Origin of the sequence: Zobellia sp. 1_MG-2023 (genome assembly GCF_030549125.1) — a bacterium.
GTDB classification, from domain to species: domain Bacteria; phylum Bacteroidota; class Bacteroidia; order Flavobacteriales; family Flavobacteriaceae; genus Zobellia; species Zobellia russellii.
Genome location: NZ_JAUOSY010000007.1, coordinates 163,077 through 187,156, shown reverse-complemented (window position 1 = coordinate 187,156; position 24,080 = coordinate 163,077). Strand labels below are relative to the sequence as shown.

Here is a 24,080-nt window from a genome sequence, read left to right as displayed (position 1 = left end):
AAGCTTTCTTCTCAATTTGTTATTTCTTGACTGCCCTTATTACGAATAGCATACAATCCCATAAATGTTAATAAGCCATTTAAGGGGAGTAGTTCATAACCTACTTTGTAGCCGCCCAAATATTCAACAGGAAGATTGGCCAGCGCTACAATACAAAGTACGGATAACAGCGCTATAATCCACACATAACCGTCTTTTACGGCGTATTTGGTGAATATACCAAAGGTAAAAAGACCTAGTAAAGGTCCATAGGTATAGGTGGCAACTGTCAATAGGCCATCAATAACATTTCTGTCCAGAATATATTTGAATGCAATAACTGTTACTATGAGCAAGATGCTCATGCCAATGTGAGTGGTTTTCCTAATTCTATTCTGGTCTTTTTCGGCCTTTTCATCAATGCTGAGAAAATCTACGCAAAAAGAAGTGGTCAGAGAGGTTAGCGCACTATCCGCACTACTGTAGGCCGCTGCTATTAAACCTAGCATAAAGGTAATGGCAATTACCATGCCCAGACCACTGTTAAGTGCTATTTCTGGGAATAACAGATCCGGTTTTGCTTGGCCGTCCATTAATGGCGTTGCAATATTAAACTTAGTGGCATATATGAACAAAAGCGCACCTAGTAAAAGAAAAACAAAATTTACGATTACTAATACCACGCTAAAGGAAACCATATTCTTTTGTGCATCCTTAAGAGATTTACAGGTAAGGTTCTTTTGCATCATATCCTGGTCTAACCCTGTCATGCAAATGGTAATGAACATACCGCCAAGAAAAGACTTTAGAAAGTGGTTCTTGTTAAAAAAACTATCGGTAAATAGTACTTTGTTGTATTGTTTTAGTTCTTCGGATGCCAGGAATTCCGAAAAACTCCAGTCTAGTTTTTGGTTAATGAAGTAGATGCTCAATCCAACGGATAGGAGCATAAAGGCGGTTTGCAACGTATCTGTCCAGACAATAGTTTTTATGCCACCTCTAAAAGTATAGATCCAGATTAGTAAAATAGAGAGAACTACTGTAATTTCAAAGGGAACACCTAATTCGTCAAAAACAAACTGCTGCAAAACAATGGCTACTAAGAAAAGTCTGAAAGCGGCGCCTAAAACCCTGGAAATAAAGAAAGATATGGCACCCACTTTATAGCTTACGGTTCCAAATCGCTTTTTAAGATACTCGTATATAGAGGTTACATTCAGCTGATAATAGATGGGAAGCAAGATAAAGGCGATTACAAAATAGCCCGCCAGATAACCAAAAACCACCTGCATGTAACTAAATTCCGAGGCCTCTACCCAACCCGGTACTGATATAAATGTTACACCGGAAAGCGAAGCGCCCACCATACCAAAAGCAACCAAGTACCAAGGCGATGATTTCCCCGCTTTAAAAAAATCAACGTTAGAGTCATTTTTTCCCGTAAAATAGGATATCAATAAAAGCAGGAGAAAATAAGCACCTATTAAGATCAGGATGTGGGTGGCGGTCATGTAATAAAATTTCAAACCAAAGTACAAAAAGTAAAAATAGTACGTAATTTTGTGTCTATGGATTTTTCATCTAAACTTCTAGAAAATGCCGTATACGAAATGTCGCAGTTGCCGGGTATCGGTAAACGAACGGCACTTCGTTTGGTACTTCATTTACTAAAGCAGCCTAAGGAACAGACAGACAGGCTCTCTAATGCGTTGTTGGATTTGCGTAGCGAGATAAAGTTTTGTGAGAACTGTCATAATATTTCGGATGTGGCTATATGCGAAATTTGCGCCAATCCCAAACGGGATAGAAGTTTGGTCTGCGTGGTTGAAGATATTAGAGATGTGATGGCCATTGAAAATACGAGCCAATATAAAGGGTTGTATCACGTTCTTGGAGGTAAAATATCGCCAATGGAAGGAATTGGCCCGCAGGATTTAACCATTGGATCTTTGGTAGACAAGGCAAAAAAAGGAGAGGTCAAAGAGTTTATTTTTGCGTTGAGCTCCACCATGGAAGGCGATACCACCAATTTTTATATTTATAAGCAATTGAATGGCTTGGATATTAATACATCTACCATTGCCAGGGGAATAGCCGTGGGGGACGAGTTGGAATATGCAGATGAGGTTACTCTAGGACGGAGTATTTTAAACCGAATTCCGTTTGAGGGCTCATTGAAAGCGAATTAAAATATAGTAAGTTTAATAAATAGGCGTTTTTTTTGGTATTTTTGCGACCAAATTAGCTTAAAAGCAGAATAAAATAAGAATATGTCAAAGTTTGAACTGAAATTACCGAGAATGGGTGAAAGTGTTGCAGAAGCAACTCTAACCACTTGGTTAAAGGAAATTGGGGATACTATTGAGTTGGACGAGCCTGTTTTTGAAATAGCGACGGACAAAGTAGATTCTGAGGTTCCCAGTGAGGTTGAAGGTGTTTTGGTGGAGAAGCTTTATGATATAGATGATGTAATAAAAGTAGGGGATACCGTGGCTATCATTGAAACGGAACAATCTGTTGAAGTGGCCCAGACCAAGACATCTACCGCTCCGGTTGAAGCATCTAAAGCCACCGAAGAGTCTGCTGCTTTGGTAGAGGAAACTGTAAAAGTGGCCAAAGAAACGGTAAGTGCTCCTGTGCATCAGGTCCAAAAATCGGATTCTGACCGTTTTTATTCGCCTTTGGTGAAAAATATTGCCAAGCAAGAAGGTATTTCTATTGCTGAGCTTGATACCATAGAAGGTACGGGCAATGAGGGGCGGGTTACCAAAAATGATATTCTGGCCTATCTTGAAAATGGCAAAAAAGCAAAGACCCAGCAACCTGTAGCTCCTGCTCCTGCTCCAAAACAAGCGGTGTCCTCCAATGCAGGTCAAATTACTTCGGATGTTGGTATGGCCAATGGTTCAGATGTAAAACAGATAGAAGATGGCGAGGTTATTCCGTTGTCCAGAATGGGCAAACTTATTGCTAAGCATATGGTCAGCAGTGTATCTACTTCTGCTCACGTTCAAAGCTTTATAGAGGTAGACGTTACAAAAATTGTGAATTGGAGGAACAAGGTAAAGAACGCTTTTGAAAAGAGAGAAGGAGAGAAGCTTACGTTTACCCCAATTTTCATGGAAGCCGTTGCAAAGGCGCTTAAGAAATACCCTTTAATGAATATTTCTTTGGATGGTGATGCGGTAATTAAAAAGAAAAATATAAACATAGGTATGGCTGCCGCCCTTCCGGATGGGAACCTTATTGTTCCCGTGATAAAAAATGCGGATCAATTGAATTTAGTGGGAATGGCCAAGGTGGTAAACGACTTGGCAGCTAGGTCAAGGGAGAACAAACTAAAACCGGACGAAGTTCAAAACGGTACCTATACCGTTACCAACGTGGGTACGTTTGGCAGTGTTTTTGGCACCCCGATCATTAACCAGCCTCAAGTGGGTATATTGGCATTGGGTGCTATCCGAAAAATTCCATCCGTTATAGAAACTCCGGAAGGAGATTTTATAGGTATACGAAGCAAAATGTATCTTTCCCATAGTTATGACCACAGGGTGGTAAATGGAGCTTTAGGTAGTATGTTCGCAAAAGCAGTGGCAGATTATTTGGAAGCTTGGGATATGGACCGTGAAGTGTAAGATTTGGAGACAACACTATTTTGTTAAGGCATTCTAACTTAAAAAGCGTATTTGTTTTAAATCCATAATTTATTTCGGTTTTTCATTGGGCTTTCACCATAAATAGATTAATAGTCTTATTTTCATGCGATAGATAAATAACCATCAGGTCGCCAAACCAACAATGCCAATACCAGATTTCAAAACGTTCCCAATACGAATTTTAGATTCGTTCCTTTTCCTTTTATTTTTGACTCCTGTTCTTATGTTTGCGCAAGAGGCAAGTGTAGATCAAGAAGAAAAAGCACCCCTAAAACTTTATATAGATTGTAATTGCGAAAAGAATTATCTAAGGCAAGAAATAAACTATGTAAATCACGTTCGTGATCAGGCACAGGCCAATGTTAAACTCTTTATTTACGATATTGCCAATGGTAGCGGAGGACGTACCTATATGTTGGAGTTTGAGGGTGTAGAGGATTATAAGGATATTTTTGGAAAACTTACTTACGATAGTACCGCCAGCATGACGGATGATGAGGTGCGCAAGGGACTTTTAAAGAAAGTACAATCCGGACTTCTTCAATATGTTTTGGAATCGGATTTAGCGGAGAATATTACGTACACGGTCAATAAAGAAGGACTTGGTGAGATTCAGGAGGTAGATTTTAGGGATCCTTGGAACAATTGGATTTTTGAAGTTTATGGGGAAGCCAAGCTTAAAAGGGAATCTAGTCGTAAAGAGTTTGAATATGAGTTGGGCTTTCAAAGTGATCATGTAACGGAAAAATTACGGATTCGTACGGATGTTGAACTCAATCAGGCCAATAAAGAATTTGTTAGGAATGAGGAAACGTTTACCAGTGAACGTTTTAGGTATTCTGCGGATGGTAGTATCGTTGCCAGTCTATCGGACCATTGGTCTGCCGGTATTTTTGGAGGTGTGCAACATAACACCTTTACGAATCTTGACTTTAAATATTACGCAACCCCGGCCATAGAATACAATATCTACTCGTACAAAGAAGTGCTCCGTAGAGAAATCGTTTTTGCATATAAAATAGGCTACTTTCATAATGATTATATAGAACCGACCATTTTTAATAAAGAAACGGAAGGTGTTTTTAATCATTCATTAGATGTACAGATAAGGTATCGTCAGCCTTGGGGTAACGTTTATGCACGGCTAAGGGGGTCTACTTTTTTGAATGATTTTGCCAAAAATAGAATTCAGTTGAACGGAAGTTTTTCAGTGCGATTGTTAAAAGGTTTAGCGGCACGGTTTTCGGGCAGGTTCGAGATTATAAGGGATCAAATCAACCTGCCGGGAGGAGATGCATCTCTAGAGGATGTATTGCTGCAGCAAAAACAGATTGCTACTGATTTTGAGACCAGCCTTAGTGTTGGTCTTAGCTATACTTTTGGTTCCGCTTTTAATAATGTTATAAATACTAGGTTGTAGTGCTATTTTTCTTTATTAAGAAAAGTATGGATATGTTTTCTTGAACCTTGTTAAAGGTTATCTTTGTTTAAAAAAAATTGCTAAAAACATGGAACTTAATCTTACGCGTCCCATTTGTTTTTTTGATTTGGAAACTACGGGAACTAACGTTGCCAAAGACCGGATTGTAGAAATATCTGTTTTAAAAGTATACCCTAACGGGAATAAGGAAAGTAAAACCTGGTTGGTAAATCCGGAAATGGAAATCCCGGAAGAGGTGGTTGCTATTCATGGTATTTCAAATGAAAAAGTGGCCAATGAGCCAACTTTTAAAGACCTTTCCCGGACCATCTACGCCATGATTAAAGACTGCGATTTAGGAGGGTTTAATTCAGACCGTTTTGATATTCCTCTGTTGGCCGAAGAAATGTTAAGGGCAGAGCTAGACTTTGATATGAAGAGTATGGTCTCCATAGATGTACAGACTATATTTCATAAGATGGAAAAGCGTACCCTAGCGGCAGCATACAAGTTTTATTGTGATAAAGACCTTACCGATGCCCATAGTGCTGAAGCGGATACATTGGCTACTTACGAGGTATTATTGTCCCAATTGGATAGGTACCCGGAACTGGAGAACAATGTAAAGAAGCTGGCCGAATTTTCTACCCATAGGCAGTTTGCGGATTTTGCAGGCTTTTTAGGATATGATGAGGATGGTGTTGAAATTTTTGCCTTTGGTAAACACAAAGGAAGAAAGGTTCTGGATGTATTGGAAAAAGAACCTGGCTATTTCGGGTGGATTCTTAATGCAGATTTTCCGCTATATACAAAAAAAGTGCTGACACAAGTTAAATTAAGTCAGCTGAACAATAAGCTAGGTTAAAAACTAAGAGGGTTTCCATGAAAATTATCTGTATCGGTAGAAATTATACTGAACATATAGAGGAATTGGCCAATGAAAGACCAGATGAACCTGTAGTGTTTATTAAACCGGATTCCGCAATTCTACCCAAAGAACAGGATTTCTATATTCCTGAATTTTCCAATGACATACACTATGAAGTAGAGGTATTGGTCAAGATTAAAAAAGTAGGGAAGCACATTAATGAAAAATTTGCCCATACCTATTATGACGAAGTTGGTTTGGGAATAGATTTTACCGCTAGAGATTTACAATCAAAGCTCAAAGAGAAAGGTTTGCCGTGGGAAAAAGCAAAGGGTTTTGATGGTTCAGCGGTCATAGGGGAGTGGCTTCCGAAAACAAATTTGAAAGATTTAAACAATTTAAATTTCTCTTTGTTGAAGAACGAAAGTGAAGTGCAAAAAGGGAATACCGGTCTCATGCTCTGGAAGATAGATGAGCTGGTGTCGTATGTTTCCCGGTTTTTTATGTTAAAAAAAGGCGATGTAATTTTTACGGGTACACCGGCCGGTGTTGGTAGAATTGAAGCAAATGACTACCTTTCAGGTATTCTGGAGGGTCGTGAACTTTTTCATTTAAAAGTAAAATAATGATTTACAGTCTTGATAAAATCAATGAAATGGCAGAAGGAGATGAGGATTTCATCAACTCTGTTATCTCTGTATTTTTAGAAGAGGTGCCGCAGGATTTAGAAGATCTAGAAGCTGCCCTAAATGAGCAAAACCATGACCAGGTTTACAAATTAGCTCATAAAATTAAACCTAATGTAGATTTGTTGGGTATGGAACAGACGCGTGCCGCTGCCTTACAGATTGAAACGTTGGGAAAAGCTGAAGCCAATATGTCCGAGATACAAGTGGTTTTTCCCTTGTTGAAAAAAGACATAGACCAAGTAGTGGCCGAGCTTAAAAAAGATTTCAACATCTAATGCTTGCTGAAATCATTACCATTGGCGATGAGATTCTAATAGGTCAGATTGTTGATACCAATTCCGTTTTTATCTCCAAAGAACTTAATAAAATTGGGGTATCTGTCTACCAGATTACTTCAATTCAAGATGATAGGGAGCATATTCTTCAGGCGTTGGAAGACGCCAAAAAGAGGGTTCAAGTTGTTATCATAACCGGAGGGCTTGGCCCTACCAAAGATGATATTACAAAGCACACGCTATGTGAGTTTTTTAATGACACCTTGGTAGAAAATGCAAGTGTTTTGGCACATGTAGAAGAACTTTTTAGGAAGTATATTACCACTACGCCCATATCGGATATCAACAGAAAACAAGCTTTGGTTCCTTCTAAGGCCACGGTTTTGCACAATGCCTTTGGTACGGCTCCTGGCATGTGGATCCAAGAAGATGGTGTAGCCTTTGTTTCGTTGCCGGGAGTGCCCTATGAGATGAAGAATTTAATAACGGATAAGGTAATTCCTAAAATCATTTCAGAATTTAAGCGTCCTTATATTTTGCATAGAACAGTGGTTACCTATGGTCTGGGCGAAAGTTCTATTGCGGATAAAATAGAAGATTGGGAAAATAACTTACCTGCTTCCATACGATTGGCATATCTACCCAGTTTGGGTAAAGTAAGGTTACGATTGACCGCTAAAGGTCCGGATAAGAAAGCGCTTGAGGATGCCGTTGATGCCGAGGTACAAAAATTAAATCCGTTGATCGGTGATATTATGTACGGCACTGAGGATGAGGAAACCTTGGAACAAGTTGTGGCCAAATTATGTACGGAAAAAGGATTGACCCTTTCTACGGCCGAAAGTTTTACCGGAGGAAAAATTGCAGAGCAACTAACAGCCTTGCCAGGAGCGTCAGCTTACTTTCAGGGTAGTGTGGTGAGCTATGCCACAGATGCGAAGATAAACGTGCTTAAAGTGCCAAGGGACGTTGTAACAACTTACTCTGTAGTGAGTGCAGAAGTAGCTAAGGAAATGGCAGAAAACGTTAAACACCTGTTCAAAACGCATTATGCTATAGCCACTACAGGTAATGCCGGTCCTACAAAAGGAGATTCGGATGCGGAGATCGGAACGGTCTTTATAGGCATTGCAACACCAAACGGAGTTTATGCCCATAAGTTTAATATGGGAAGCCATAGAGAACGCATTGTAGAGAAGTCCGTTAACAAGGCTTTGGAGCTGTTGCAAAAAGAAATTTCAAAAATCTGAAATATTGTTTTGTGCATCCATAAAAATGATATAAATTTGCACCCTGTTTAAAGAAAAATCAGCGCGATGTCAAAAGTTTGTGAAATTACGGGGAAGAGAGCGATGTTCGGTAACAACGTATCGTTTTCTATCAATAAGACCAAAAGAAGGTTCAATGTTAATCTTTCTAAGAAACGTTTTTATATTCCCGAAGAAGACCGTTGGGTAACCTTGAAGGTTTCTGCAAAGGCGTTGAAGATTATCAACAAAAAGGGTATTTCTGCTGTATTGAAAGATGCAAAAGCAGAAGGATTGGTAAAATAAGCTTAGAATACGATGGCAAAGAAAGGAAATAGAATACAAGTAATTTTGGAGTGTACCGAGCATAAAGAATCGGGACAGCCAGGTACTTCACGGTACATTACTACCAAGAATAAAAAGAATACTCCCGAAAGAATGGAGATTAAAAAGTTCAATCCTATTTTAAAAAGGATGACAATCCATAAGGAGATTAAATAAGTTTTCGTTTTAGCGAGAACATAAAAGCATATTAGTCATGGCAAAGAAGACGGTAGCAAGTTTACAGACAAGTTCAAAAAGATTGACAAAAGCCATTAAAATGGTGAAGTCTCCAAAAAGTGGTTCTTACACTTTTGTAGAATCTGTTATGGCCCCAGAAGCGGTCAACGAATGGTTGTCTAAAAAGTAAGATACTTTTTAAAGTATGATAAAGCCTCTTCATAAAGAAGGGGCTTTTTTTGTTGTTTACCGCACAGGTTGAAGAAGTTTCAGGGCATAGCCCGTGGGTTTGAGTTCACAGTAGTGCTATTTATAGTAAAAACTTCCGCCTTACTTTATTATCTTTGAGCCTATTAATACAAAGAGCACATGAGTTTATTCAAAAATATATTTTCGTCAAAGAAAAAAGAAAGCCTTGATAAGGGCCTGGAGAAATCCAAAACTTCTTTCTTTTCAAAGCTTAGCAAAGCGGTTGCCGGTAAGTCTAAGGTAGATGATGATGTATTGGATAATCTTGAAGAGGTGCTAGTTTCTTCGGATGTAGGGGTAACAACGACCTTAAAAATTATTGAACGTATAGAAGCCCGTGTTTCCAAGGACAAATATATGGGCACGGATGAGCTTAACACCATTCTTCGTGAAGAAATTTCCGGTCTTCTCTCGGAAACCAATCTTGGCAACCAAACGGAATTTTCGATTCCAACAGATAAAAAACCGTATGTAATTATGGTGGTGGGCGTTAATGGCGTGGGTAAAACAACTACCATTGGTAAATTGGCCCATCAATTTAAAAAGCAAGGTCTAAAAGTAGTCTTGGGTGCTGCAGATACTTTCCGGGCTGCAGCCATTGACCAATTGCAGGTATGGGCAGATAGGGTAGATGTACCCATCATAAAACAGAAGATGGGCAGCGACCCGGCCTCAGTGGCTTTTGACACTTTGAGTTCCGCCGTAAAACAGGATGCCGATGTGGTTATTATTGATACCGCCGGACGTCTACACAACAAAGTGAACTTAATGAACGAGCTCACGAAAGTAAAGCGCGTAATGCAAAAAGTTGTGGATGATACCCCTCATGATGTTCTGCTCGTACTTGACGGATCTACAGGTCAAAACGCTTTTGAGCAGGCTAAGCAATTTACAAAGGCTACGGAAGTAACGTCTCTTGCGGTTACTAAACTAGATGGTACTGCAAAAGGGGGAGTGGTTATCGGAATTTCTGATCAGTTTCAAATTCCTGTTAAATATATTGGCGTTGGCGAAGGTATAGAAGATTTACAGGTGTTTAATAAACATGAATTTGTAGATTCATTTTTCAACGTATAGTATCTAGGTTTTGGGGTGGCCAAGTATAAGGTTGCACTAATTGATTACCGCATTTATTTTACCCCATAATTCGTTGTCAAAGCTAGAAAGACCCAATTGGGTTTCTCCCGCACTATCACCACAGCGTACCACCACTAAATTTCTACTGGGAACCACATATATTTTCTGGTCGTTAGCACCTAAAGCGGCGATCATATCTGTTGGAGCATTAGGTATTAGCGAACCTGAAACTACGGTTTGTGAAGTAGTGCTCATGTAGCTTTCTTTGCCATTTAGCCACCATAAATAGCCGTATGATTTATTAATGTCTTGGGAAGTGCTGGTCATTTCATCAAAGTAAGTTTTACTAATAATACGTTCTGCGTCCCAGATCCCTTCATTCTGGATTAATAACCCCCAGCGCGCCATACTTCTAGTGTCGCTAGCGTACAAAGTCAATAAAATCTGTTCGTTCCAAGAGCCGTTCATTCCAATTTTGTCCCTGATTTTGGTGTAGAAATAATCATTAAAGTCTGTTTCGGTAGCGTTGGTTACGATGTCTTTTAACATGGTAAAAGCACCTTGGTGATAGGCCCATCTTTCACCGGCATCGGCTTCATAATTAAAACAGGAGGGTTGTGTACAGATCCATTTTAAGGTCTGTCCTACATAATCTTGCAACCCTGTGCTCATACTCAAATGATTTTTTACAGTTATTAAATCTTGTTTTTCGGTAGTTAAGGAAGACCAATTGGTTCCTAAATAGTCGGAAGATGTATCGTTTATAGATAAATAACCTTCGTCTTGAGCAATGCCCACGGTGCTGGAAACCAGCGTTTTTCCGGCCGAGTACCAAATTGAGTTGTCATTTTGGGAATGACCGTTAAAATACTTTTCTATTACGATGCGTCCGTTTTTTAGAACAATAAACCCTTTTGAGTTCTTGGTTTCTAGGTAATCGTATAAATTGGGTAGTTTGTCTTCGTTTCAATTTAGTTGTTGTGGGCTAACCGTTTCCCATGATGTACTTCCAGTCTCAGGAAAATACATGCCACTTGGTTCGGTTTCTATTTCCGGCTCAACTTGGGGAGTCTCTTTTGAACAGCTACTGAGGAAGGCTAAGATTAAACCTATGATAATACAATTCTTATATTTCATGACCTTGGTTTCATGTTGGACATCAGATGTATATGAAAGTTTAACGTAATTCGGTAAGAAATCGTACCAAAACGGAGCTGTTCGTTCAGCTTGTTGTATTTTTGCGCTCAATTTCTAGTTATGAGAACAAAATCGCAGAAGCAGAATAAAATCAATGTAGTTACTTTGGGGTGCTCTAAAAACGTTTACGACTCCGAAGTACTCATGGGGCAATTGCGTGCCAACGACAAAGAAGTGGTACATGAAGAGGAAGGTAATGTTGTGGTAATCAATACCTGCGGATTTATCGCGAACGCAAAAGAAGAAAGTGTCAATACTATCTTGGAATATGTTCAAAAAAAGGAAGCTGGACAAGTAGATAAGGTGTTTGTGACCGGTTGTCTTAGTGAGCGCTATAAACCGGATTTGCAAAAGGAAATTCCAAACGTAGACGAGTATTTTGGAACTAGTGAATTGCCAAACTTGTTAAAGGCACTTGGGGCGGATTATAAGCATGAGCTTATAGGTGAAAGGTTGACTACTACGCCCAAGAATTATGCGTATTTAAAGATTGCAGAGGGTTGTGATAGACCTTGTTCATTCTGCGCTATCCCTATAATGAGGGGTAAACACCGCAGTACACCAATAGAAGATTTGGTGATTGAGGCCGAAAAATTGGCTGCAAAGGGTGTTAAAGAGCTGATTCTTATTGCGCAAGATTTGACTTACTACGGACTTGATCTTTATAAAAAGAGAAATTTAGCAGAGCTATTACAGGCTTTGGTAAAAGTTGATGGTATTGAATGGATCAGGTTGCATTACGCTTTCCCAACAGGATTTCCTTTGGACGTGCTTGATGTAATGAAGGAAGAACCTAAAATCTGTAATTACCTAGATATTCCACTTCAACATATTTCCGATTCCATTTTAAAAAGTATGCGGCGTGGTACTACACAGGCCAAAACAACAAAATTGTTGAAGGAATTTAGGGCCGCCGTTCCAGAAATGACCATTCGTACTACCTTGATAGTTGGTTATCCCGGTGAAACCGAGGAAGATTTTCAAACCTTAAAAGACTGGGTTACCGAAATGCGTTTTGAGCGTTTGGGTTGCTTTACCTATAGTCATGAAGAAAATACGCATGCATATACTTTAGAAGATGATGTGCCGGAAGACGTAAAGCAGGAAAGAGCCAATGAGATTATGGAAATACAATCCCAGATTTCTTGGGAGTTGAACCAGGAGAAAATAGGGGAGACTTTCCGTTGTATCATAGACCGTAAAGAAGGGCAGTATTTTGTAGGCCGTACGGAATTTGATTCGCCCGATGTTGATAATGAAGTGCTGATAGATGCGGCTCAATTCTATTTAAAACAAGGAGAATTTGTAGATATAAAGATTACCGAAGCGGCTGATTTTGATTTATACGGTGAGCCTGCGTAATGGCGTAAACTCTTTATTAAAAATTAGAACCTGTTCAGCAATGGACAGGTTTTTTTGTGGCAAATAGTTGCGTATTAGGGTTATTTTAAACGTAATAATTACACTTCAAAATTATTCATTACTTTAGGGGAAACTAATTTTAGCGGTGCGTACTGCTAATTGAACGTATTTAATCAACCTTAAGAACTGTAGTGGAGTATGGACGACTTACGAATTGAAAAAATAGAACTTTTTAAAGTGCCACCACGTTGGCTTTTTCTAAAAATAACAACTAAAAGTGGAATTATAGGTTGGGGGGAGCCTGTTGTAGAAGGTAAAGCGGCTACTGTGGAAGCTTGCGTACAAGAACTATCTCAATATATAATTGGGCGTTCTGCCAATGATATAGAAGATATTTGGCAGACTCTGTATGCCGGTGGCTTTTATCGTGGTGGACCTATCCTTATGAGTGCTATTTCAGGTATAGATCAAGCCCTTTGGGATATTAAAGGCAAACATCTTGGAGTACCGGTCTATGACCTTTTGGGTGGTGCTGTACGTAAGAAAATGAAAATGTACTGTTGGATTGGAGGGGACCATCCGGAAGTTGTTCTTGAGCAGGCTCGTGAAAAAGTAGAGCAAGGCTATAAAGCCGTAAAAATGAATGCTACCGGAGCTTTCGCCTGGATTGATTCTTTACAGAAGATAAAAACCGTGGCCGACAATATTAGGTTGCTTCGCGAAGAGTTTGGAGATACGTTGGATATAGGACTTGATTTTCACGGAAGAATCCATAAAGGCATGGTCAAGCGTTTAATTGATGAACTGGCACCATACAATCCTATGTTTATTGAGGAACCCGTACTGAGCGAGAATAAGGAGGCTTTTGATCATATTTATACATATACCAGTATTCCTATTGCAACCGGAGAGCGTATGTTCTCTCGTTGGGATTTTAAAGAACTCTTACATAGTGGCACCGTAGATATTATTCAGCCAGATTTAAGTCACGCAGGGGGTATTTCCGAAGTACGTAGAATTGCTGCAATGGCAGAGGCTTATGATGTAGCATTGGCACCACACTGTCCATTGGGACCTGTAGCCCTTGCTTCATGTCTTCATGTAGATTTTAACTCCATAAATGCCGTTATTCAAGAAAGTAGTTTGGGCATACATTACAACAAAGGTTTTGATTTGTTAGATTATATGGATAATCCTGAAATTTTTGATGTGAAGGATGGTTATATAGAGCTTCTAAAAAAACCGGGTCTTGGAGTAGAAATTAATGAAAAAAAATTAAGGGAGGGCCAAAAAATTGGTCATAACTGGGCAAATCCCGTCTGGAGAAATGAGGACGGAAGTTTTGCGGAGTGGTAAAAAATCTGTCTAAATAGCAGTTTTTGAACGATTTACTTCTTAATTTAAAAGAAAATTAACCAACCCGCTATGCTTTATATTATTGCTTTAGTATGCGCCCTTACATTTATTATTCTGGGTATTGTTCGCTGGAAAATCCATCCGTTTTTTGTGTTGTTATTGGCGGCCATAGGCTATGGTTTTATAACCGGAATGAGTGTTACGGCAATAATTGATTCTGTTAATAATGGCTTTGGAAGTATAATGGGTAAAATTGGTCTCATCATTTTCTTTGGTGTAGCCATCGGTACCGTTCTTGAAAAATCGGGAGGAGCTATGGTTATTGCAACCCGTATGATTCAACTTATTGGAGAGAAATCCATTCACCTGGCCATGATGTTAACAGGGTATCTTCTTTCTATACCCGTTTTTGCGGATAGTGCTTTTATTATTATGAATTCGCTTAATAAGGCACTTTCGGAAAAAGCAAAGGTTGCCTACGCTGGTACAACGGCAGCTTTAGCGTTGGGACTTACGGCCACGCATGTAATGGTGCCACCAACACCTGGCCCTATTGCCGCAGCGGGAATTTTAAATGCGGAATTGGGTAGTGTAATTTTGTGGGGATTGGTAGTAAGTTCACTGTCATTGGTCAGTTGTTATTTTTTTGCCACTAAGATTGCTTCTAAGGTAAATGTCCCTATTCGTATGGAAGTTGCGCCAGATGTGGTGCACAGACCAAAATTGTCACTTTCATTATTATGCATCATAGTACCTATTATTCTAATTGTGTTAAAATCGGTTTTTGATTATCCGGAACTAGATATGACAGGCTCCGCTATGTACCCCATCATAGCTTTTTTGGGAACACCGGTTATAGCACTTTTAATAGGTGTTATTTTGTCCTTGCTGCTTCCGGAGAAATTAGACCAACATGTATACTCCGCAACCGGTTGGCTCGGAGATTCGTTGCGTATTGCCGCTCCTATTATCCTAATTACCGGTGCAGGTGGTATTTTTGGGGCAATGCTTCAAAATTCAGGTTTTGCAGAGTTGATTACGGAAAGCTTTTCGGGTATGTCCATCGGTTTGTTTTTCCCTTTTCTGTTAGCGGCCTGTTTAAAGACCACACAAGGTTCTTCTACAGTGGCCTTGATTACTACCGCTTCTATTGTGGCACCAATGATGCCTGCCCTTGGTCTAGATGAAACTTTTATGAAAACTATGACCGTTTTAGCCATTGGCGCAGGTTCTACAGTGGTCTCACATGCCAATGATAGTTTCTTTTGGGTATTTACACAATTAACCGGAATGGATGTTAAACAAGGAAACCAGATACAGACCGTAGGGACCTTGATATTAGGTACATCTGCAATGACTTTGATTTTCTGTATTTCTAAAATTATGGGGTGATGTTAAATCGATATTTTACCTTAAACAAATAATTATGAGAAGATTTTTTTTGTTTGCTTTGGTGTTAGGACTTCATATTACCATCCGATCACAAGAAAAAAAGCATGCCTTTTCGGTAGAAATACTTGATGACAGAGCATTACAGCTCATTGATAGTGATGCTGAAATAAAAGTGCTGGGAAGCGGGTTTACATGGACAGAAGGGCCTTTGTGGATTGCAGATGGTGATTATCTTTTGTTTTCGGATATACCTAACAATACGGTTTTTAAGATTGATACTTTGGGAAACCAAAGTGTTTATCTAAAACCTTCCGGATATTTAGGGGAAAGCGACTATGGGGCCGAACCTGGTTCCAACGGATTACTTTTAAGTCCCCAAGGGGAATTGGTGTTAATGCAACATGGAGAACGACGTGTGGCTAAAATGAAAAGTGCATTGAACGCTCCAAAGGCTGAGTATGAGGCGCTGGCGGATTCTTTTGAAGTTAAACGTTTCAATAGCCCTAATGACGGGGTGTATGATGCAGAAGGAAATCTCTATTTTACAGACCCTCCTTATGGATTGCCCCAACAAATGGATGACCCACAAAAAGAACTGGACTACCAAGGAGTGTATTGTTTGAAGACATCTGGTGAGATTGTTTTAGTTGATAAATTATCTCGCCCCAATGGTGTTGCGGTGAGTAACGATGGCTCTAAACTTTATGTTGCGGTTTCCAATCCTGAGCATGCGGTATGGTACCAGTATGATGTTTTTGCACCCGGTAAGGTAGATAATAAAAAGCTGTTTTATAATGTAACTAAACTGGTAGGTCAAAAAGGACAACAAGGTTTACCCGATGGTATGAAAATGCATAGCAAGGGGTATTTGTTCGCTACGGGACCCGGTGGTGTTTGGATTTTTGATGATATGGGAAAACCTATCGCCAGAATCCTTACAGGTGAAAAGACGGCCAACTGTGTTTTTGGGAAGGATGAAAAAATACTGTATTTAACCGCTGATGATTATATATTGAGTGTTTCGCTTAAATAGAATCTGTGACTAAAAAAACAAAATCCCCACAGTACGCTGTGGGGATTTTTGGTTTGTGACCTAGCTGTAAATTAAACTATAGTATTTACCTTTTGGGCCCATTTTTCGGCGGTTTGCAATTCTCCGTTAAGTTGTAGGTTGTTTTGGGTGTTGAACAACTCAAAAACCACATCACGGCTTGCAGATGGGCTAGTGGTGAAAACAAGTCCTATACGTTCAATAATTTGTTCTACCTTTCCATTTTTCCGTACAGATTTTCCTATTTTGGAGACATTGCAATTTTTTACATCCTTCAGGTCAACAGATAGTTTTTCTAGAGTATCCTTCTCTTTCTTATAGAAGAAAACCACATTTTTAGTGGTGTCCATTCCTATTATAAAATCACCAATAAATTCATGTTCGTGTATTTTGCCGTTGTCAAGATTTGCAAAATCGTTCAAAGCGCGAAGCATTTCTTTTTCTTTTTTCTTTACACTTCTGGTAACCAAAACAAAAGGGGTTACACAAATTACTACTGATATGGTCCCAATAAGGGTTGTACCTAAATCTAAATTCATTTTTAAGTTTTTTAAATTGATAAATGGGGCTATGCGCGACGCAAGCCCAATGAAAAAGTGTCAAGTTCAGGATTTGACTACGAATGACTTAAAAATGATTTACCAGAAGTAATGAAAAGGAAATATAATATCCGTTTTACGTAAAGAAACCAGCAGGTTTTGCGAGAAACGGGTGTATTGCGCCAGCTTGCTTTCAAAGCTACTTTCGCTAATTTTTTGCGTTCCCCATAAGTGGTTTGAACCTTCAAGTTGATTGGGAGCGCTGTTAGATGGGGCATCAACTAGGGTTTCGGATTCCGAGGTATGGCAATAAAGCTTGGCACTTACCGCAGCAACCGATTCTTTTTGGGAGTGATTGGAGCTTTCGGTCCTAAGGGTTTGGTCAGTATTTAATCCCATGCCAATGGCACAGCAATAAATTGCTGTAAGCAAGAACAGACCAAATAACTGTTTAACCGATTTCATGATAACAAAGGTAGAATTATATTTACCTGAAAATGCTAAAAAAATGTTATTGATTTAAACATTCCTGAACCTCGTTCAGCCCTTCCATATTATCAGAAAGCACTACTAACGTATCACCGTCTTCAATAACTGTAGAGCCCTTTGGGGTAATATAAACGTCTTCTCTTTTGATCATGGCAATAATGGCATTCTTGGGGAAACTCAAATCCACTATTTTCTTATCTACCGCAAAACATTGGGGCGTAATTACAATTTCTTTCATGACCGCCTTGGGGACTTCTGCAAGGAACTTCTCTTTTTCATAAATACGTTTGGCTTTTTCGGGCAAACCTACATGAAGCCATTTGGCAACCAGTGCCAACGTGGTGCCCTGTATAAGCACCGAGGTAACCGAAATAAAGAAAACAATGTTAAAGATAATATGTGCCTTGTCTATACCGGCCAATAGGGGGTAAGTGGCAAATACAATGGGTACGGCACCTCGTAGGCCTACCCATGAAATATAGAAACGCCTGCGGAGTTTCATTTTTATAAACATAAGGCTGATAAATACGCCTACAGGCCGCGCTACAAAAATCAGGAACAATGAGATGGTAAGGCCAATTCCTATATACGGCACAACGTGACTGGGGAAAACCAGTAGTCCTAAAGTCAGGAAGAGTACAATTTGCATTAGCCAAGCCAGACCATCAAACATACGGAAGATGGTTTTTTTATGGATAAGGTCTTGGTTCCCTAAATAAACGGCACAAATGTAAATGGCCAAAAATCCGTTTCCACCAATAAAATCAGTAGCAGAAAAGGTGATGAACATCAAAGCAATAACCAATACAGGATAAAGCCCTTCAAAATCTAACTTAATTTTGTTGATAACCAGTTTACTCACCTTTCCAAAGCCAAACCCTGCTGCTCCACCAAGTATCATTTGTTGTAGAAAAAGAGGAATAATGGATAGTAAACCTTGGTCTTGATTAATTACCAAAGAAAGAAAGGCAATGGTAAGCACATAGGCCATGGGGTCGTTACTACCACTTTCTAGCTCTAATGTGGGTCTAAGGTTGGTTTTTAAGGCTAGGCTTTTACCTCTTAAAATAGAAAAGACCGCTGCAGCATCTGTTGAAGATACAATAGAGCCCAATAACAGGCTTTCGTAAATTGTAAAGTCGGTAACAAAATGCACGAAGGTTCCCAATGAAACGGCGGTAAGCAATACACCAATGGTAGAAAGTAGAATACCCTCTTTAAGAATGGGTTTTACCGCGGGCCAACTCGTGTCCAATCCACCGGAGAATAGAATAAAGTTTAGAGATACGACACCAATAAATTGAGCTATTTTGGGGTCGTCAAAAACAATTCCTCCAATTCCTTCCGATCCGGCCAACATACCAATACCCAAGAAAAGTAATAAGGTAGGAACACCAAATTTATAAGATGTTTTACCAACAACAATACTAATAAACAGTAATAGAGAGCCAATTAAAACAATATTTTCAATAGTAAGATTCATTCCCTTTGTATGCTTAAAAAGTATCTGTGCAAGATATTGTTTCTAAAGAAGGAAATCAATCAAAAACAAGGGCGAGTTGCCGTAAAGACCAATAAAAAATACAATAGGCGTAGTTGCAGTGTTATATTTAGCGCAACCATTTTTAAGAAAAATTATCTAAGTAAGAGAAAAGAACGTTACAGCATGAAGAAAATACTAATTCTAATTATAATGGGGGTAGCTTTTTTAAGTTGTTCCGATAACGATGAAAGTTTAAGCAATTGTGATTTTGAAACTATAGTAAGTAATGAACAATACAAAAACTCACCGTCTGACCATATAAATATAAATGGTATGGAAATTAATGATAACTGCTTGAAAATTAGTTTTAGTTCTAGTGGTTGTAGCGGAGACACTTGGGAATTGAAGCTTATAGATTCAGAAGATGTTTTAGAATCAAACCCGCCTCAAAGAAATTTGAGATTGTTATTGAAGAATGAGGAAATGTGTGAAGCATACATTACTAAAGAGCTGACATTTGATATTTCTAACCTGCAAGTAAACGGAGGCCAGGTCCAACTGAATTTAACAAACTCTGAGGAAAACATTTTATACAAGTATTAAAAGCTAAGATATAACAGTGGTTGAAGGGTGTTGCTTGTTTCGTCCACCTTTAAAACCCTCAAATATTTTAATTTACTGCTTGCAGTTTTGGTTAAGCGTTAAACAGATTAACTAGTGCCTAAGATAGTTAGAATGCCAGTACCATTATAGCTTTGCGAAGAGCAAAGTTTATAATACTACTGGCAAAATCTAATTTTACACTATTACTTTTTCTGACTTTTTATAATACTTCTTCCGCAACCAGAAGGAAACCCTAACCAGTAAAATAAGAGCGGGTACTTCTACCAAGGGACCAATTACCCCGGCAAATGCCTGTCCGGAATTTAATCCAAAGACAGCTATGGCTACAGCTATGGCCAATTCAAAATTATTACCAGCAGCCGTAAAGGCTACAGAGGTAGTTTTATCATACGTGGCTCCAGTTGCTTTGGTAACAAAAAAACCAATGATGAACATTAGTAAAAAGTAGATGAGTAGGGGAACGGCTATAATGAGCACATCCATAGGTATCTCAACTATTAATTCACCTTTTAAAGAAAACATCACCACAATCGTAAAAAGAAGGGCTATAAGTGTCATAGGCGAAATGGTAGGGATAAACTTCGTTGAATACCATTCCTCTCCCTTTAACCGAACCAGAATAAAGCGGCTCAATATACCTAACACAAAAGGAATACCTAAGTATATAACAACACTTTCGGCAATTGTAGCAATTGAAATATCAACAATAGCACCTTCAAAACCAAAATAGGGAGGTAGTACGGTGATAAAAATGTATGCATAAAAACTATATGCGAACACTTGAAATATACTATTGAGAGCTACCAATCCGGCACCATATTCACTACTTCCTTCAGCCAAATCGTTCCAGACCAAAACCATGGCTATACAGCGCGCCAGACCTATTAAAATTAGCCCCACCATATACTCAGGATAGTCCTGAAGAAAGGTTATGGCCAATAGAAACATCAATACGGGACCTAAAACCCAGTTTAATAATAAGGAAATCGATAGAATTTTTATATTCTTAAAAACCTTGGGTAGCAGTGCATAATTTACCTTGGCCAATGGCGGGTACATCATAAGAATAAGCCCTATGGCAATAGGTATATTGGTTGTACCACTACTTGCGGAATTTATTAGCTCAGGGAGTTGTGGAAATAAATTTCCAACGCCCACTCCTATAAGCATGGCCGCAAAAATCCATAGGGTCAGGTAACTGTCTAAAAAGCTTAATTTCTTAGCCATGGCTATGCGTTTATTTTTGAAAAGACAAAGTAGAGCTCAGTAGCTATCTGTATACTTCTTTCATGGTACTTCTCTGCCTGTTGAGGAGTATTGTCAAAAGCTTTAGGGTCTTCAAACGTAATGGGAATACGCTTTTCCGCTCCAGCGATAAAAGGACAACCACCATCTGCCTGGCTACAGGTCATAATTGCAGCAAAATTGGAATGCGGATTAAAATCGTCATCCAATGTTTTTGAAAAACAGATTACCGGATGTTCGTTCTCTGCATACTTAATACTGTAAACAGGGTTTTTGTCCTCTGAACGCTTTACCACATCAAAACCCGTATTTTTTAGGGTCTCGGCAGCCATTGGAAACAGTGCTGTTGCTTCAGTTCCTCCAGAATAGCAAAAGACGTTTTTTATATTGAAATGATACGCCATGGCCTGGGCCCAAACTTGTGAAAGGTGACTTCTTCGTGAGTTGTGGGTACAAATAAAATTCAATCGTATTTCTTCGTTCGCGTCTACCTTACTTTGTATAAAGTCTGTTAAGGGTTGCAATACTTCTCTACGCTCGTTAGATATAGAGTTCACTTCCAAAGAAGCAATGGTCTTTTCAATCTGTTCAAAAGTTTTCATTATGTTCTATTTAGTTGGATATTATAGAATAGTTAACAACAGCCGCTTTTTGGGTCGCAAGAACTACCCTGGCCTAGATCTGAGAATTGTAGTTTAGGTTTTTCGGCAGGAATACCACAATTATCCTTTGCAAGACAATCTGTTTGTTTGGTGGTCAATAAAAAGTTAGTGCCGTCAAAGTCCAATCCAAACTTACCTATAGTGTCCGCTTGGTATTCCACTTCTATTTCCAAGTCTTCAATTCCCAAAGTTTTTTCGGAAAGCTCTATGATGTGAACTAACTTTTCAGGATGTAGCCTGTGGTCGTAGTCATTGGCGTTCCAAAGTTGAAAGTTCACCACCTCTTCTTTACGAACCGTTCCTCCGCAGTCTATAAAGTGTTTGGTAATCTTACCTACTTCCGTTACATGAAAGTGGTTTGGTACCAATTCCCCGTTAGGTAATTGAAAAGCAATTTTGTCTAGTTTAGAAAGCTCCGTTTTAATTTCTGATAGTTTCATATTGAATTTTTATTAATTGTATTTTTACGATAAAAGGATTTAAATTTTTTTAGCAGCAATCGCTTTTAGGCAAGTCTTGGTCTAAAAATTTGAACATCACTTCTTTCATTTTTGTCCAATTTTCTTTGTGAATGCAATAACAAACACTTGTGCCTTCCACCGTGCCCTGTATAAGGCCTAAATTCTTTAGTTCTTTTAAATGTTGTGAAATGGTAGGTTGTGCCAAACCGATTTCATTTACCAAATCGCCACAAACACAGGTGTCAATTTTAAACAAATGCTGTAAAATTGATACTCTGGCCGGATGTCCAAAGACCTTGGCATAAAGTGCAATTTCATTTTGTAGATCGGTGAATATTTCTGTTTTAGCTAATCCCATGTATTTATTTCATAAGTACATTGCAATATTACGATTAATATATTTTGTGCTACGAAGAAAAATGAATTTTAACAGAATTTTGAATAAAAGGTTTTACAGATTATAGTTTTAGAAGACAGCTCAATCGTAACGAGTTTCCTTTGTCATCATCCGTTACCAGGGCAATTCTGATTTTTCCATCGGGAGTTTTTTCAGCCACGGTAACCGATTCAACTTTAAGCGGAGTATCTGAAGATGGAACGGCGGCAACGCTGTATTTGTTCGAAAAGGTATTGTTCTTTATAGGAATGGCGCCTATAAAACTTCCGGCTATTTCACCATCATTATATGCAGTACCTGTTTTTTCTACAGAAGCCGTGAATATGACCAGGTTTTCGTCCTCTAAAATAGTAGCTCCGGAAAAACCGGATTGGAACCCGTCTATTATAGGTAATTCGTAAAGAAGTGTCTCTGGTTCAGGAAATACAGGGCTTATCCCTTCAATATATCCGATTAAATCTGCATATTTAAAACTGAATACAACGTTTTTTCCTCGGTTAAAAAGGTAAATTATGTCATGATAGATCGCTACACCTTCAATGTTCAAGTGTGCGCCACCAAGGGTTTTGTTACTTCTTAAATGATTGTATAATTCTGTAATTTGATAGGTTTTAAAAGAGGTGCTATCTTCTAGTGAGATATGAAGGAAAATGTCTCGCTCCGGAGATTTGGCACCTGACCCAAAAGCCAAGATTTCATTTCCGTTTATAGTTTCCAAAGCCTCAAAGTCGGGCTTTTTTGCTTTGTCCAGCCTATTACCATTTAAAAATTCCGTAGAATAAATAGGGGTTTGGTCTAGAACGGTTCCCTTATCATCAACCTTGAACAGATATGGGGAATCATCTCCTACCACATAAAAATTTTCGCCAGCTTTGGTGATGCCGGAAGCGCTGGGAACGTTGTGTAGCAATTTGGTGTCTATTACCTCAATTTCTAATGCTTGCCTATTGCACGTAGCGGCAAGGGTTATCAGTAATGAAAAGAAGGCCATTTTCATATGAAACGGTAATTTGGATTTTGTGTTGACTGCATATAGGGAGGAATTGTCCAATCAACCTTTAATTATTTTTTTGGAGTGCGAATTTAAAAGTATTATTGAAATATTTTGAGCCTTGGCATAGGTTTAACACCTTGTTTTTCAAAAATTAAACGGAAACATTGGTTATGGAGTAGAGTAGAAGTTCTAGGGTGTCATTTGGTAGGATAACTGTTCCGGTTTTAGATAGCCCAAGCTTGTTTAATAGCCTCTGAGAAGGAAGGTTGTCCTTTCCGGTTATAGCGATTATCTCGTTTAAATGAAATTCTTTAAATGCTAGGTCCAATACTTTGGACGATGCTTCAAAAGCATAACCTTGGTTGGCATATTCGGGCAGAAAAGCAAATCCTATATCTATACCCTTTAAACCATCTCGATCATACAATCCGCATGAGCCCAGTTTTACACCATCTTCTTTGCGAACTACAGTATAGTTACCAAAGCCTAATCTATTAAATTGTGGTTTTATTTTATTTTGAATATAGTTTTTGGCGGCATCTGTGGAATGTATGTTTCTATCCCCAATATATTTGATCCAATCAGGAGTATTGAATAGTCTAAGTATGAATGCGGCGTCTTCCTCAGAAGTTGGTTTTATCTCTAATCTATTGGTATAAAAACTTTTCATGTATGTTTTTGTAAGAGTAAAATTTCAACTTGTACAGAGGTTTCTATTTTTGAAAGTCTATTTTCTTAAAGTTTAGATAGTTTCGTTAAAACAAAGGACGTTCCATGTTTTATATCAACTTTAATGCGGTTTTTTACGTATAATAAATAAGATTAGTCCTTTTTAGATCTGGTCTTGACCAAAACCAAATCAGTTTT

General features: G+C 38.7%; 28 protein-coding genes. 16 read left to right on the top strand and 12 right to left on the bottom strand.

The genetic code is table 11. The features are described from left to right. Nucleotides 1-11: 11 nt before the first annotated feature. Nucleotides 12-1,490 (bottom strand): sodium:solute symporter, encoded by a 1,479-nt coding sequence (locus tag Q4597_RS15290; protein ID WP_303406941.1) that lies wholly within the window; start codon nucleotides 1,488-1,490, stop codon nucleotides 12-14. A 57-nt stretch (nucleotides 1,491-1,547) separates the two neighbouring features. Between Q4597_RS15290 and recR the strand changes: the two genes are divergently transcribed. The 11 genes from recR (at nucleotide 1,548) to ftsY (ending at nucleotide 9,961) form a co-directional block, all read left to right on the top strand. Next, a complete protein-coding gene (gene recR / locus Q4597_RS15285; RefSeq protein ID WP_289040933.1) occupies nucleotides 1,548-2,168 on the top strand; it encodes a recombination mediator RecR in 621 nt (206 codons plus the stop codon). An 81-nt stretch (nucleotides 2,169-2,249) separates the two neighbouring features. After that, complete coding sequence (locus Q4597_RS15280; RefSeq protein WP_303406940.1) at nucleotides 2,250-3,614, top strand: dihydrolipoamide acetyltransferase family protein; 1,365 nt, start codon at nucleotides 2,250-2,252, stop codon at nucleotides 3,612-3,614. A 244-nt stretch (nucleotides 3,615-3,858) separates the two neighbouring features. Beyond that, nucleotides 3,859-5,055, top strand: coding sequence for a hypothetical protein (locus Q4597_RS15275; RefSeq protein WP_303406938.1), 1,197 nt, complete (start codon nucleotides 3,859-3,861; stop codon nucleotides 5,053-5,055). A gap of 88 nt (nucleotides 5,056-5,143) precedes the next feature. Further along, nucleotides 5,144-5,920 carry a 3'-5' exonuclease gene (locus tag Q4597_RS15270; RefSeq protein WP_215912450.1) on the top strand — a complete coding sequence of 259 codons (777 nt, stop codon included), beginning with the start codon at nucleotides 5,144-5,146 and terminating at the stop codon, nucleotides 5,918-5,920. A 17-nt stretch (nucleotides 5,921-5,937) separates the two neighbouring features. Next, on the top strand, nucleotides 5,938-6,549 hold the full coding sequence (locus Q4597_RS15265; protein WP_303406935.1) for a fumarylacetoacetate hydrolase family protein: 612 nt from the start codon (nucleotides 5,938-5,940) through the stop codon (nucleotides 6,547-6,549). Next, entirely contained in the window at nucleotides 6,549-6,887 is a 339-nt protein-coding gene (locus tag Q4597_RS15260; RefSeq protein ID WP_215441013.1) for an Hpt domain-containing protein, read from the top strand. The genes Q4597_RS15265 and Q4597_RS15260 overlap by 1 nt, the downstream gene beginning before the upstream one ends. After that, nucleotides 6,887-8,137 (top strand): competence/damage-inducible protein A, encoded by a 1,251-nt coding sequence (locus Q4597_RS15255; RefSeq protein WP_303406933.1) that lies wholly within the window; start codon nucleotides 6,887-6,889, stop codon nucleotides 8,135-8,137. Before Q4597_RS15260 ends, Q4597_RS15255 begins: the two co-directional genes overlap by 1 nt. A 66-nt stretch (nucleotides 8,138-8,203) precedes the next feature. After that, nucleotides 8,204-8,440 carry a 50S ribosomal protein L28 gene (rpmB, locus tag Q4597_RS15250; protein ID WP_155597461.1) on the top strand — a complete coding sequence of 79 codons (237 nt, stop codon included), beginning with the start codon at nucleotides 8,204-8,206 and terminating at the stop codon, nucleotides 8,438-8,440. A 12-nt stretch (nucleotides 8,441-8,452) separates the two neighbouring features. Next, entirely contained in the window at nucleotides 8,453-8,635 is a 183-nt protein-coding gene (gene rpmG, locus Q4597_RS15245; protein WP_038234759.1) for a 50S ribosomal protein L33, read from the top strand. A 37-nt stretch (nucleotides 8,636-8,672) separates the two neighbouring features. After that, nucleotides 8,673-8,825, top strand: coding sequence for a DUF4295 domain-containing protein (locus Q4597_RS15240; protein WP_215441009.1), 153 nt, complete (start codon nucleotides 8,673-8,675; stop codon nucleotides 8,823-8,825). 179 nt (nucleotides 8,826-9,004) lie between these two features. Further along, entirely contained in the window at nucleotides 9,005-9,961 is a 957-nt protein-coding gene (gene ftsY / locus Q4597_RS15235) for a signal recognition particle-docking protein FtsY (RefSeq protein WP_215441008.1), read from the top strand. Nucleotides 9,962-9,997: 36 nt separating this feature from the next. On the opposite strand, the gene Q4597_RS15230 is transcribed toward ftsY, so the two are convergent. Both Q4597_RS15230 and Q4597_RS15225 read right to left on the bottom strand, forming a co-directional pair. Further along, nucleotides 9,998-10,867 (bottom strand): serine hydrolase, encoded by an 870-nt coding sequence (locus tag Q4597_RS15230; protein ID WP_303406985.1) that lies wholly within the window; start codon nucleotides 10,865-10,867, stop codon nucleotides 9,998-10,000. A gap of 60 nt (nucleotides 10,868-10,927) precedes the next feature. Then, nucleotides 10,928-11,209 (bottom strand): hypothetical protein, encoded by a 282-nt coding sequence (locus Q4597_RS15225; protein WP_303406931.1) that lies wholly within the window; start codon nucleotides 11,207-11,209, stop codon nucleotides 10,928-10,930. Nucleotides 11,210-11,218: 9 nt separating this feature from the next. Here Q4597_RS15225 and rimO point away from each other — a divergent pair, with 9 nt between their 5' ends. From rimO to Q4597_RS15205, 4 genes are all read left to right on the top strand, one after another. Then, entirely contained in the window at nucleotides 11,219-12,520 is a 1,302-nt protein-coding gene (gene rimO, locus Q4597_RS15220) for a 30S ribosomal protein S12 methylthiotransferase RimO (protein WP_303406930.1), read from the top strand. A 198-nt stretch (nucleotides 12,521-12,718) separates the two neighbouring features. Further along, nucleotides 12,719-13,876, top strand: coding sequence for a galactonate dehydratase (dgoD, locus tag Q4597_RS15215; protein ID WP_303406929.1), 1,158 nt, complete (start codon nucleotides 12,719-12,721; stop codon nucleotides 13,874-13,876). Between the two features lie 69 nt (nucleotides 13,877-13,945). After that, complete coding sequence (locus Q4597_RS15210; RefSeq protein ID WP_303406927.1) at nucleotides 13,946-15,268, top strand: GntP family permease; 1,323 nt, start codon at nucleotides 13,946-13,948, stop codon at nucleotides 15,266-15,268. A gap of 34 nt (nucleotides 15,269-15,302) precedes the next feature. Continuing rightward, nucleotides 15,303-16,301, top strand: a complete 999-nt coding sequence (locus Q4597_RS15205) for an SMP-30/gluconolactonase/LRE family protein (protein ID WP_303406925.1) — start codon at nucleotides 15,303-15,305, stop codon at nucleotides 16,299-16,301. A 71-nt stretch (nucleotides 16,302-16,372) separates the two neighbouring features. Here Q4597_RS15205 and Q4597_RS15200 read toward each other — a convergent pair whose 3' ends face one another. The 3 genes from Q4597_RS15200 to Q4597_RS15190 all read right to left on the bottom strand — a co-directional run bounded on the left by Q4597_RS15200 (nucleotide 16,373) and on the right by Q4597_RS15190 (nucleotide 18,830). Further along, nucleotides 16,373-16,858, bottom strand: coding sequence for a hypothetical protein (locus Q4597_RS15200; RefSeq protein ID WP_303406923.1), 486 nt, complete (start codon nucleotides 16,856-16,858; stop codon nucleotides 16,373-16,375). Nucleotides 16,859-16,957: 99 nt separating this feature from the next. Further along, nucleotides 16,958-17,323 (bottom strand): hypothetical protein, encoded by a 366-nt coding sequence (locus Q4597_RS15195; RefSeq protein ID WP_303406921.1) that lies wholly within the window; start codon nucleotides 17,321-17,323, stop codon nucleotides 16,958-16,960. Nucleotides 17,324-17,369: 46 nt separating this feature from the next. Then, entirely contained in the window at nucleotides 17,370-18,830 is a 1,461-nt protein-coding gene (locus Q4597_RS15190) for a potassium/proton antiporter (RefSeq protein WP_215440997.1), read from the bottom strand. A gap of 183 nt (nucleotides 18,831-19,013) precedes the next feature. On the opposite strand from Q4597_RS15190, the gene Q4597_RS15185 reads away from it, so the two are divergent. After that, entirely contained in the window at nucleotides 19,014-19,433 is a 420-nt protein-coding gene (locus tag Q4597_RS15185; protein ID WP_303406919.1) for a hypothetical protein, read from the top strand. A gap of 195 nt (nucleotides 19,434-19,628) precedes the next feature. Here the strand turns inward: Q4597_RS15185 and arsB are convergent, their stop codons facing one another. From arsB to Q4597_RS15155, 6 genes are all read right to left on the bottom strand, one after another. After that, the gene (gene arsB, locus Q4597_RS15180) at nucleotides 19,629-20,681 is read right to left on the bottom strand and encodes an ACR3 family arsenite efflux transporter (protein ID WP_303406918.1); all 1,053 of its coding nucleotides are present in this window, start codon (nucleotides 20,679-20,681) and stop codon (nucleotides 19,629-19,631) included. 2 nt (nucleotides 20,682-20,683) lie between these two features. Continuing rightward, nucleotides 20,684-21,301 (bottom strand): low molecular weight phosphatase family protein, encoded by a 618-nt coding sequence (locus tag Q4597_RS15175; protein WP_303406915.1) that lies wholly within the window; start codon nucleotides 21,299-21,301, stop codon nucleotides 20,684-20,686. A 32-nt stretch (nucleotides 21,302-21,333) separates the two neighbouring features. Further along, nucleotides 21,334-21,801 (bottom strand): DUF6428 family protein, encoded by a 468-nt coding sequence (locus Q4597_RS15170; protein WP_289040904.1) that lies wholly within the window; start codon nucleotides 21,799-21,801, stop codon nucleotides 21,334-21,336. 49 nt (nucleotides 21,802-21,850) lie between these two features. Then, complete coding sequence (locus tag Q4597_RS15165; RefSeq protein ID WP_215440992.1) at nucleotides 21,851-22,180, bottom strand: helix-turn-helix transcriptional regulator; 330 nt, start codon at nucleotides 22,178-22,180, stop codon at nucleotides 21,851-21,853. Nucleotides 22,181-22,280: 100 nt separating this feature from the next. After that, complete coding sequence (locus Q4597_RS15160; protein WP_303406910.1) at nucleotides 22,281-23,216, bottom strand: DUF6929 family protein; 936 nt, start codon at nucleotides 23,214-23,216, stop codon at nucleotides 22,281-22,283. A gap of 148 nt (nucleotides 23,217-23,364) precedes the next feature. Then, nucleotides 23,365-23,883: a GNAT family N-acetyltransferase gene (locus tag Q4597_RS15155; protein ID WP_303406907.1), complete on the bottom strand. Its 519-nt coding sequence runs from the start codon at nucleotides 23,881-23,883 to the stop codon at nucleotides 23,365-23,367. Between the last annotated feature and the right edge of the window lie 197 nt (nucleotides 23,884-24,080).

Bases quoted from the DNA above. Each gene is read 5' to 3' on its own strand.
- Q4597_RS15290 (WP_303406941.1), bottom strand. From the start codon at position 1,490: ATGACCGCCACCCACATCCTGATCTTAATAGGTGCTTATTTTCTCCTG.
- recR (WP_289040933.1), top strand. From the start codon at position 1,548: ATGGATTTTTCATCTAAACTTCTAGAAAATGCCGTATACGAAATGTCG.
- Q4597_RS15280 (WP_303406940.1), top strand. From the start codon at position 2,250: ATGTCAAAGTTTGAACTGAAATTACCGAGAATGGGTGAAAGTGTTGCA.
- Q4597_RS15275 (WP_303406938.1), top strand. From the start codon at position 3,859: ATGTTTGCGCAAGAGGCAAGTGTAGATCAAGAAGAAAAAGCACCCCTA.
- Q4597_RS15270 (WP_215912450.1), top strand. From the start codon at position 5,144: ATGGAACTTAATCTTACGCGTCCCATTTGTTTTTTTGATTTGGAAACT.
- Q4597_RS15265 (WP_303406935.1), top strand. From the start codon at position 5,938: ATGAAAATTATCTGTATCGGTAGAAATTATACTGAACATATAGAGGAA.
- Q4597_RS15260 (WP_215441013.1), top strand. From the start codon at position 6,549: ATGATTTACAGTCTTGATAAAATCAATGAAATGGCAGAAGGAGATGAG.
- Q4597_RS15255 (WP_303406933.1), top strand. From the start codon at position 6,887: ATGCTTGCTGAAATCATTACCATTGGCGATGAGATTCTAATAGGTCAG.
- rpmB (WP_155597461.1), top strand. From the start codon at position 8,204: ATGTCAAAAGTTTGTGAAATTACGGGGAAGAGAGCGATGTTCGGTAAC.
- rpmG (WP_038234759.1), top strand. From the start codon at position 8,453: ATGGCAAAGAAAGGAAATAGAATACAAGTAATTTTGGAGTGTACCGAG.
- Q4597_RS15240 (WP_215441009.1), top strand. From the start codon at position 8,673: ATGGCAAAGAAGACGGTAGCAAGTTTACAGACAAGTTCAAAAAGATTG.
- ftsY (WP_215441008.1), top strand. From the start codon at position 9,005: ATGAGTTTATTCAAAAATATATTTTCGTCAAAGAAAAAAGAAAGCCTT.
- rimO (WP_303406930.1), top strand. From the start codon at position 11,219: ATGAGAACAAAATCGCAGAAGCAGAATAAAATCAATGTAGTTACTTTG.
- dgoD (WP_303406929.1), top strand. From the start codon at position 12,719: ATGGACGACTTACGAATTGAAAAAATAGAACTTTTTAAAGTGCCACCA.
- Q4597_RS15210 (WP_303406927.1), top strand. From the start codon at position 13,946: ATGCTTTATATTATTGCTTTAGTATGCGCCCTTACATTTATTATTCTG.
- Q4597_RS15205 (WP_303406925.1), top strand. From the start codon at position 15,303: ATGAGAAGATTTTTTTTGTTTGCTTTGGTGTTAGGACTTCATATTACC.
- Q4597_RS15200 (WP_303406923.1), bottom strand. From the start codon at position 16,858: ATGAATTTAGATTTAGGTACAACCCTTATTGGGACCATATCAGTAGTA.
- Q4597_RS15195 (WP_303406921.1), bottom strand. From the start codon at position 17,323: ATGAAATCGGTTAAACAGTTATTTGGTCTGTTCTTGCTTACAGCAATT.
- Q4597_RS15190 (WP_215440997.1), bottom strand. From the start codon at position 18,830: ATGAATCTTACTATTGAAAATATTGTTTTAATTGGCTCTCTATTACTG.
- Q4597_RS15185 (WP_303406919.1), top strand. From the start codon at position 19,014: ATGAAGAAAATACTAATTCTAATTATAATGGGGGTAGCTTTTTTAAGT.
- arsB (WP_303406918.1), bottom strand. From the start codon at position 20,681: ATGGCTAAGAAATTAAGCTTTTTAGACAGTTACCTGACCCTATGGATT.
- Q4597_RS15175 (WP_303406915.1), bottom strand. From the start codon at position 21,301: ATGAAAACTTTTGAACAGATTGAAAAGACCATTGCTTCTTTGGAAGTG.
- Q4597_RS15170 (WP_289040904.1), bottom strand. From the start codon at position 21,801: ATGAAACTATCAGAAATTAAAACGGAGCTTTCTAAACTAGACAAAATT.
- Q4597_RS15165 (WP_215440992.1), bottom strand. From the start codon at position 22,180: ATGGGATTAGCTAAAACAGAAATATTCACCGATCTACAAAATGAAATT.
- Q4597_RS15160 (WP_303406910.1), bottom strand. From the start codon at position 23,216: ATGAAAATGGCCTTCTTTTCATTACTGATAACCCTTGCCGCTACGTGC.
- Q4597_RS15155 (WP_303406907.1), bottom strand. From the start codon at position 23,883: ATGAAAAGTTTTTATACCAATAGATTAGAGATAAAACCAACTTCTGAG.